We start from the raw sequence: 1952 nt of genomic DNA, 5'->3' as shown, positions 1-1952 counted from the left end.
AGTGGGACATGAAGCGCGTGGAAAAAGCCGGACTGGTCAAGTTCGACTTCCTCGGGCTCAAGACCATGACGGTCATCGATGACGCGCTGCAAATCATCCGCGAGATGGGCGAGACGCCGCCGGACCTCGACACCCTGCCCTTTACCGACGAGGCCACCTACGAACTCTTTGCCCGGGGCGACACCGACGGCATCTTCCAGGTGGAAAGCCAGGGCATGCGCAAGTATCTGCGCATGCTCAAACCCAACTGCTTTGAAGACATCATCGCCATGCTGGCGCTCTATCGTCCGGGTCCGCTCGGGTCGGGCATGGTCGAGCTTTTTATCCGCCGCAAGCACGGCGAGGACGTGGTCGAATACCCCCATCCGCGCCTGGAAGAGACGCTGAAGCCCACCTATGGCGTCATCGTCTACCAGGAACAGGTCATGAAGATCGCCCAGGTCCTGGCCAGTTTTTCCCTGGGCGCGGGCGATTTGCTGCGCCGGGCCATGGGCAAGAAAAACGCCGAGGAAATGGCCAAGCAGCGCAGCTTTTTTGTGGAGGGCTGTGCGAAAAATGACATTGAGGCCAAAAAGGCCAATGAAATTTTCGACTTGATGGAGAAGTTCGCGGAATACGGCTTCAACAAGTCCCACAGCGCCGCCTATGCCCTGATTTCCTACCACACGGCCTATTTAAAGGCCCACTATCCGGTGGCGTTCATGGCCGCGCTCATGACCTCGGATATGGAAAACCAGGACAAGCTCCTGCAATACATCGCCGCCTGCCGCGACAACGACCTCGAACTGCTGCCGCCCGACGTCAATGCCGGCTATCCGCACTTTTCCGTCAAGGACAATAAGATTCTCTACGGGCTGGCAGCGGTCAAAAACGTCGGCCGCGACGCCGTGGCCGAGATTGTGGCCGCGCGGGAGGAGGGCGGGCCGTTTACCTCGCTCCTTGATTTCACCAGCCGTGTGAACATGCGCAAGATCACCAAGCGCGTCATCGAATACCTGATCAAATGCGGGGCCTGCGACAAATTCGGTTGTACCCGGGCGGCCCTGCTGGCCGGCCTGGATCAGGCCGCCGCCCTTGGCCAGAAGCGGGCGGCGGATAAAAACGACGGCCGCCTGTCGCTCATGACGCTCATGCCCGAACAGCCCAAGCCAACTGTCGGCCTTGGCCTGTCCTGCGCCGAGGCCGCGCTGCCGGAATGGCACCACGAAGAGATGATGGCCTTTGAAAAGGAAGCACTCGGCTTTTACCTGACCAGCCATCCGCTTCTCGCTTTCGAGCGCGACCTGCGGGCCATGCGCCTGACCACCCTGGCCCAATGCGCCGGCATGGAACCCGGTGTCGAGGTGAAAATCGCCTGCATCTGCGTGTCCACCAAGGAAATCATCACCAAAAAAGGCCAGAAGATGGCCTTCTGCAAGCTCGAAGACCACCTTGGCGGCGAGGCCGAGGCCGTGGTCTTTTCCGATGTCTACGCCCTTTCCCGCGAACAGCTCGACGCCGACACTCCGCTTTTTGTCACCGCCAAAATCGGCAACTCGGATCCGGTCGAGGGCGAAGGCAAAAAAATCATCAAGCTCCAGGCCGTGCGGGTCGATCCCCTGTCCAAGTTCATCGGCGGCAGCGACGAACCCGTGGAAATCCTGGTCGCCTGCCCCGAAGGCAACCCCGTGACCCTTGATCCGCTGGCCCGGATCCTCAAAAAATACCCTGGCCAGTGCACCGTGCATCTGGTGCTGAACCTGCCCAGGGCCGTTTGCCGGCTGCGGCTTGGCCACGAATACGGCGTCAAACGCTGCCCGGAACTTCGCCGCGAATTGGATGCGTTCGAGCAGGGGGCCATGGGCCGGTAGGGAAGTTGAAAGACGAAAGCGGGGTAAAGGCGAAGCCGAGGCGAAAGCGAAGGCGAAGGCGAAGACTGGGGCGCTGCCCCAGGCCCCGCCGGGGGCTTGAAG

Annotated in this window: 1 protein-coding gene; it reads left to right on the top strand. The window is 61.0% G+C overall.

The window, feature by feature from the left end:
• Nucleotides 1–1850: DNA polymerase III subunit alpha (dnaE, locus tag DVDV_RS21645; RefSeq protein WP_139311716.1), on the top strand; the 1850-nt coding region annotated here is incomplete at its 5' end.
• Between the last annotated feature and the right edge of the window lie 102 nt (nt 1851–1952).

This window comes from Desulfovibrio sp. DV (assembly GCF_001936595.1).
In the GTDB taxonomy this organism is placed as follows: domain Bacteria; phylum Desulfobacterota; class Desulfovibrionia; order Desulfovibrionales; family Desulfovibrionaceae; genus Solidesulfovibrio.
Note: the sequence above shows the minus strand (reverse complement) of the source record. Positions and strands in the feature narration are given on the sequence as shown.